We start from the raw sequence: 6,398 nt of genomic DNA, 5'->3' as shown, positions 1-6,398 counted from the left end.
GACCTCGATAGAAGCGAGGCAGTTTATCCGTTAGCTTACGAGAGCAAAAATTTTAGGGCGCTCTTGAATATGTCACGCCCGTTCCAGTTTTTCCAACTTGCTGTATCTTCCCCTCTTTCACGAGCGCAGAGAGATATCGCGGTGCCGTTGCATCAGAGACATGCAAAAGTTTCTCCACCTCGTCGGTCGTGATTTTGTTTTTCGGGTTCAGTGCGGCCATTATCTTGTCGCGCTTCTTTCGCTTGCGGTCTTGAATTGCAATCCGAGCTTTGCCGAGGAATTCGCGGGCGGTGTGCAGAATGCCGGTTTGCACGATGACCGGTGCTGGTGCGCTTGCCGCCGCAGACGGCGGCTCGGGAGCCGCAGTTGGCTTTTCAGCAGCGGGTTCAATCGGGTCAGATTCTGGCTCGATCGGCTCATTTGGTGGGATTTGAGCGACCTGATTTTCTTGACGGTCATCCGTCGTAGAAAATGGAAGTGGCCCTTGTGGCCCCGTTGGGGTTGTGGGTTGCGTGCCCGTCGTAGCCTCGGCGGAGACGGGAGCCGTTTCTGGTACTGGTACCGCTTCCACGGGAGCAGGAGATGGTTCAGGAGCCACTTGCACAGGTTCAGGCGGAGGAGTTTCTGTAGGGACTTCAACAGCCGGGCTCGGCGATTCTACGATGGGTTGTAGCGCGTCTGGGGTAACGGTTTCTTCTGGTGGCATAAGTTGATTCTAACCTATAGCCGAGCCCTGCTTCGGGCAAATGGCTCAACGGGTTGAGTTATTCGCCCTTCGGAGTGTAGAAGACGCCTTGTCCGATGATGCCGTGTTGGGTGAGCTTTCCTTCTTTTTCTAACTCGTCCAAATACCGCTCGGCGGTTGCGTTAGATACTCCGGCTAGTTTTTCCACATCGTTGTTCTGAATTTTTCCGTGCTCTTGCACAAACGCGATAATCTTCTCCTTATTCTGGGATTTCTGCTCTATCTGCTTGGCGATAAATCCCGTAGTCGCGTTTCGGCGAGCGATATACATTCCGAGCGCAATGCCGATAATAGCGACAAGGATTAAGACGGCGTAGTTCATTGAAATATTGTACTACAGCAAATTCCTGCCCAGTCTTTCGTTAATCAATTATGAGCAGGTTCTTAACGAATATTCAATTTTTGCATTCGCTTTCTCAGTGCGTCTACGCCGCCTTCAAGAATACCCACAATATCATTCCGAATTTGTTTATCTTCAATTCCGCCATTGTGGTAGGTGATGGCGTTGCTTTTGTTTTCTGCCACGACTACATTTTCGGAATCGCTCAGCAGTAGCAAATTGGGACTATGTGTTGCCACTATCACTTGACGCCTTTCTCTTTGATCCAAGATGAGCTTTTTTAAGTCATTAGAAATTCCAGATACGTCAATGTCATTTTCTGGTTGGTCAATGATTATAGGGTACCCACTTTTGGACAGATTGAAAATTAGATCTAGAAGCGCCATCGCTTTCTGTCCGCCAGTCATGTTCTCAAAATCCACCACCCCGTCATCGTTTTTATATTTAACGGACTTTGTGAAATCGATGTCGTATCTACAACTCAGCAGCGTCACAAGCGCACCTTCCTTATCGCCACCTGCAGTTTTTAACTTGGCGGTATCTGCATCGGCGATGATGTCTTCGATGATCTTAACGAGCTCGTCTTTTTTAAAATTTCTCTTTTCGGTAATGAACTTCCTAAACCTCTCGCCAGAACGTCCGTCAATATACACGTCAAAAAATCCACTTCTATAAGCACCGATGTCATAACTGACCGTGAAATCAAAAGTTATGAACGTAAAATTACTAAACTCATCTTTTAGCGTTTGGACTATGGCTTCAATTTTCTCCTTAAAAGATAGGTATAGGTCTACAACCTCAGTGATAAGCAAGAACCTTTTCTCCTGGGATTCTTGAACAAATTTATTTAGTCTTTCGACCTCTTTTTTCTCGCTATCCAGTTTATTGATTTCCTTTAGAATTTTTTCTATGGTTTTATTTTGTTGTAGCTTATCGTTTATTGGCTTTAGGTTTTTGTCGGCGACATCTTTCGCCTCCTTCTTGGTTTTGATCTTTTTTTCTAATTCAGTCAACAAGCTACCGAGGTATTCTTTAATCTTTTGGTTAGAAAGTTGTTTAATGTGTTTTTCTACTAGCTCCAGTGTTGTCTGCGACAGCCCAAAGAAAGCCTCATCGTCAACCGTGATGAAACTCGCATCGCTAGCGCGATTGATATTCTTTATAATTTGTGCGTCTTGTTCCAACAGTTTAATCTCTGCGTCAAGCGATTCAATTTCAGACGAAAACTTTGTTTGATTTTCAATATCTGTGTCGGATATATCAATTTTCCCAAACTTACTGATTTCTTGTTGCTTGGTTTTTATTGCTTTATCTTTATCCTCTACTTTTCCAAGTGGTTTTAATTGGTCAGTAGTTTCTACGACCTGTCTGTGTTCGCTTAGTATTTCTTTAACCCTAGAATTTATTTTTAGTTCTATCGAATCAACAGTTTCATTTTTACTTACGTCAGCATTTTTAAACAGTTCATTATTAAACAAACGTGCTTTGAGCATGCTATCTCGCTCACCGTATTTTTCACCGTCCTCATAAGTGATCGTCGATAGATAGTTCTGAGGGATATATTCAACAAACTTACTTTCAGATGAGCCATCGCACCAACAAACTTTAAATTCATCTAGCTTCTTGATTTCCTTAACCTCTTTCCCAAGTACATCAAAAACAATATGTTTAAGCAAAACAGATTTTCCAGCTCCTCGCTTGCCGATAACTGAGTTTATATCCTTATTAAAATAAGTTATATTTTTCTCACCATTCAGTTTGTATTCCACTCTATCGATAAAACGTTCCGGTGATGAATTTTTATCTTCAGACGGGTTTCTTTCTTGAATCAAAACCCTATTTTCATAATCAACCACCACTTGTCTTAGCGTCTCAAAACTGGCTGCTCCCTTAATCCAAGTAAAACAATGCCCGAGGTCTTTAGGGCTGGTGTTTGAAAAATCAAATTTTACGACACCATCCCCCTCTCTAGTTTGTTTAATGCTGTGCGCATCACTGCAGTGAAGTAAGCGGCTGTTTGCCGACTGGCTATTTAATGAGGCAATATTTTTGTTTGCTTGTTCCGCATTTGGTGAGGCTGAAAAGACAACATGGGCACTATTGATTATGTCTTTCTTATCTGCGGGAGATCCAGTCCATCTGAATTCTTCCCATTCAGATTTCCCAATAGCTTTTATATATTTATCCTTTAGGTACGTGTTCGGCTCCTTTATTTCTCCTAGACATTCTTTGAGTTTATCCAGACTATAACTGATATTGCTGAATCCGATCTCAAAATGATTGTCGTTTTCTCTTTTACCCGCTGGCGTGGCGTCGTATATGTGCTTACCAAGATCAATTAGGCTTTCCTTTGTAACAACACCACCCCAAGTGGTGCCGTTTACATCATTCTCATCGAGATTGCACGATGATCTAAAGCAAGACAAAAACTGTGCTTCTATGGTATCAATGTCGAGAACATTTTGCTCAGCAAAAATAACATGATAGTTAATCTTTTTTAATTGATCTGTACCAACAAATTCTTTTAATCTGAACTCCACGACAGGCAAAATCAGATCTATATTTTTCAGCCTACCAGCATTTTTGTATTCTATTACCTTTTTATAGCCATTTAGAAACAGATAGTCATTAATACCGATTACTTTTATATCTTTGGGCAACGCCTCTAGGCCATTAATAAAATTATCCCACTTTTCTTCTTCTGTTGCACCAGCGTACTCTGATGTGTGAGAAAATGGTGTATGAACGTGCAAGTCCCATTTACTCCATTCAGACCCTCGGTTGTTTTGCTGGTCTTCCATCATAAGTTTATTTACCAGATTTAGTCCGGTTATCGTCCTTGCACAGCATCTGACAATTCGCCGCGGTCGTTTTACCGCCCTCATGCCACGGGGTAATGTGATCAGCTTCCATTTCTTCTATCTCGAAATGTTCCGTGCATTTTACGCAGATTCCTTTCTGTCTCTCGTACGCCTCACGCTTCATTTTGTCGTTAAATGCTCGGATTGAAAGGTGTCTTTCTTGGCGTGTTAGTACATACGGATAAATACCAGTCTTGTTGCTGACATCCTCGTCTTGCATTAATTTTGAAATCTCGTCTTCGAGTTTAGTGGGATTAAGCTTCTTGTCTTTGAATTGATTGTACAGCTCTCCCCAATTCACGCTTGCCATTTCTTTGCGATAGTTTGGAAAAGTGTTTTGTACCCACTCAATCACACTCTGGAAGTATTCCCACAATGCGTTCGCATTCTCATCGTGCTGATGCTTAGACATGTACTCCGCAGGGTTTTCTTCACCGTAGTCTCGTGCAGATATCCATTTCAACGCTTTTTCTAAATATTCTTGGCGAATAGGTGATCCTTTTACATAATCTTGACCAATGCGATACGCAGGAGCGCCGCTTTTAGAAAACCAACGCTTCGCGTCGGTGAGCCATTCTCCGGTATAGTTTGCATTGCGTAGTTCTTGCGGTGTTAAAATTTCGCCAGCAGTGTTGATTATTTCAAACCATTCAAGTCGCTCTTTGTCGCTTCCTGTACAGATATATACCTGCAATGGGTATTCGAAGATATATTCCTGTTCTGTCTTGTTTAAACTATGAAAATATTTTTCATCAATGCTGAAATCGCCATTTATATATTGGCAAATTGAGAGTGTGCGCTGCTGACCGTCAATCACTTCAAAAGTATCTTTGTCTGTTTTGAGCCAATACATCGTATTCAGTGGGAAGTATGCATCGCCGTCTGGATAGCCCCGCAGAATGGTTTTGATAACCTGATTACGCTGTTCTGGCTTATACACGAATTCACGCTGATACTTTGGGCGGATATCGAGATTTCCGCCATACGCAATAACACCCTCCTCGTCACTATCCTTGTATCCGTTGAATACCTCGCGTACTTTGATGTTGTTCAGTTCGATTTTCATATTATTTTTTCCTAATTACAATTCTGTCGTAAATTCGTCGCCATGTATCACCATCGGGAAGTGCAAAGCGCTCGTTTGCCGCTTGTCGCATATATCCGTTACGGTCTTTATATCGGTAGACCAAACCATCTTTTGTTTTGATGGGTCCTGATAAATTACTACTCGACCCTACAATTTCAAATTGATCAGGGTTGTATTTATCTAGAAATGAAATTGGCACGCCCATCTCGCCGTCATAGTCAACAGGTATATCAGTAACCTTGCTAACTTCTAGTGCATCATAATTTGCGTACTTAGGATATTCTTTTGGGGAATATTTTTTATAGAGGGTTAAGGACTCATGTCGCTTCGCTACATCAAGATTCGTATACCATCCGACATTACCAAACCCTTTTATTGACCCGTCCGGCTGTATAAATTCCTTTACCTTTTCGTATCCTGACCAGATTTTATTCTTTTGCATTAGTTCAAAAATATCCACGTAAGTTCTTGCATTGTCATTGCCGATAATCAAAAACCGCTTCTTATATTCGACTAACTGGTTTACATATTCCCGAAACAGCGAAAACGGTGGGTTAGTTACCACAATATCCGCTTGCTTAAGTAATTCTGTGCTTTCTGGGCTTCTGAAATCTCCTTCACCATCTAGCGGTGCCCATTCATTGTTTTTGTTCGCTTTTAGCTGTTCGGCAACGTCTTTCAAATCAAACGCACCGTCGTCGTCCAGATCCCCAACATCGTTGATAATTAATTTGTTTGCATTCACTTTTGGACGACCTTTTTGCGGTTCCAGCGTTTTATCATCACCAAATAACCCAAGTTGTGTGTTTGCTATCGGGGATGGCTTATAGCTAGTTGCGATAAGTCTTTTCAATCCGAGCGCTTTGAAATTGGCGGCAAAGTATTTAAAAAAATTGCTCTCAAAGGGGTCGTCGCAGTTGCAATACACCACCTTGCCGCCAAATTGATCTTTGTAATGTTTAAGTTCCTTCTCAATATCAGCGAGTTGCGTATAAAACTCATCATTCTTCACTTTGGCTGCCCGATGAAAGTTTGAATTTGAGGATTTGGTTGCCATATCTTAATTATGGTCCAATTATAACCCAAAAACCCTCGCCCTGCCGCTCCATTCCTTTTCCAAAGAAATCCCCCCCCGCCAAAAAACAAAGCATAGAGAGCGGCAGGGCTCGGGGCCGCCGTCCGCGGCGGCGAGCCCGCGAGTCTGCGAGCGGGCGAGTAATCATTGGTGCTGGGCGAAATAGGTTCGAGCGCGGTAGTATAGAGCCACCAAACAAGGGACTAATCCCATTTTCGGGAAATCCCGTTTAGCATCAGCAATGAAAGCCCATTGATTTTGGGCGGTTCCGCGCGCTTCGCGCGCGTGGG

Annotated in this window: 5 protein-coding genes; all 5 read right to left on the bottom strand. The window is 42.7% G+C overall.

Annotated features, from left to right (window positions below; genetic code table 11):
- Nucleotides 1-52: 52 nt before the first annotated feature.
- Nucleotides 53-706 carry a hypothetical protein gene (locus Q7S11_00295; protein ID MDO8572195.1) on the bottom strand — a complete coding sequence of 218 codons (654 nt, stop codon included), beginning with the start codon at nt 704-706 and terminating at the stop codon, nt 53-55.
- A gap of 58 nt (nt 707-764) precedes the next feature.
- Complete coding sequence (locus Q7S11_00290) at nt 765-1,067, bottom strand: DUF977 family protein (GenBank protein MDO8572194.1); 303 nt, start codon at nt 1,065-1,067, stop codon at nt 765-767.
- A 62-nt stretch (nt 1,068-1,129) separates the two neighbouring features.
- Nucleotides 1,130-3,889, bottom strand: coding sequence for a hypothetical protein (locus Q7S11_00285; protein ID MDO8572193.1), 2,760 nt, complete (start codon nt 3,887-3,889; stop codon nt 1,130-1,132).
- Between the two features lie 4 nt (nt 3,890-3,893).
- Nucleotides 3,894-5,012 carry a DUF262 domain-containing protein gene (locus tag Q7S11_00280; GenBank protein ID MDO8572192.1) on the bottom strand — a complete coding sequence of 373 codons (1,119 nt, stop codon included), beginning with the start codon at nt 5,010-5,012 and terminating at the stop codon, nt 3,894-3,896.
- Nucleotide 5,013: 1 nt separating this feature from the next.
- On the bottom strand, nt 5,014-6,090 hold the full coding sequence (locus tag Q7S11_00275; protein ID MDO8572191.1) for an adenine-specific methyltransferase EcoRI family protein: 1,077 nt from the start codon (nt 6,088-6,090) through the stop codon (nt 5,014-5,016).
- Between the last annotated feature and the right edge of the window lie 308 nt (nt 6,091-6,398).

This window comes from bacterium, assembly GCA_030648955.1.
Lineage (GTDB): Bacteria > Patescibacteriota > Minisyncoccia > Phycocordibacterales > JAUSHB01 > JAUSHB01.
The sequence above is the reverse complement of the archived record's forward strand: the minus strand, read 5'-3'. Positions and strand labels throughout refer to the sequence as shown.

Bases quoted from the DNA above. Each gene is read 5' to 3' on its own strand.
- Q7S11_00295 (MDO8572195.1), bottom strand. From the start codon at position 706: ATGCCACCAGAAGAAACCGTTACCCCAGACGCGCTACAACCCATCGTA.
- Q7S11_00290 (MDO8572194.1), bottom strand. From the start codon at position 1,067: ATGAACTACGCCGTCTTAATCCTTGTCGCTATTATCGGCATTGCGCTC.
- Q7S11_00285 (MDO8572193.1), bottom strand. From the start codon at position 3,889: ATGATGGAAGACCAGCAAAACAACCGAGGGTCTGAATGGAGTAAATGG.
- Q7S11_00280 (MDO8572192.1), bottom strand. From the start codon at position 5,012: ATGAAAATCGAACTGAACAACATCAAAGTACGCGAGGTATTCAACGGA.
- Q7S11_00275 (MDO8572191.1), bottom strand. From the start codon at position 6,090: ATGGCAACCAAATCCTCAAATTCAAACTTTCATCGGGCAGCCAAAGTG.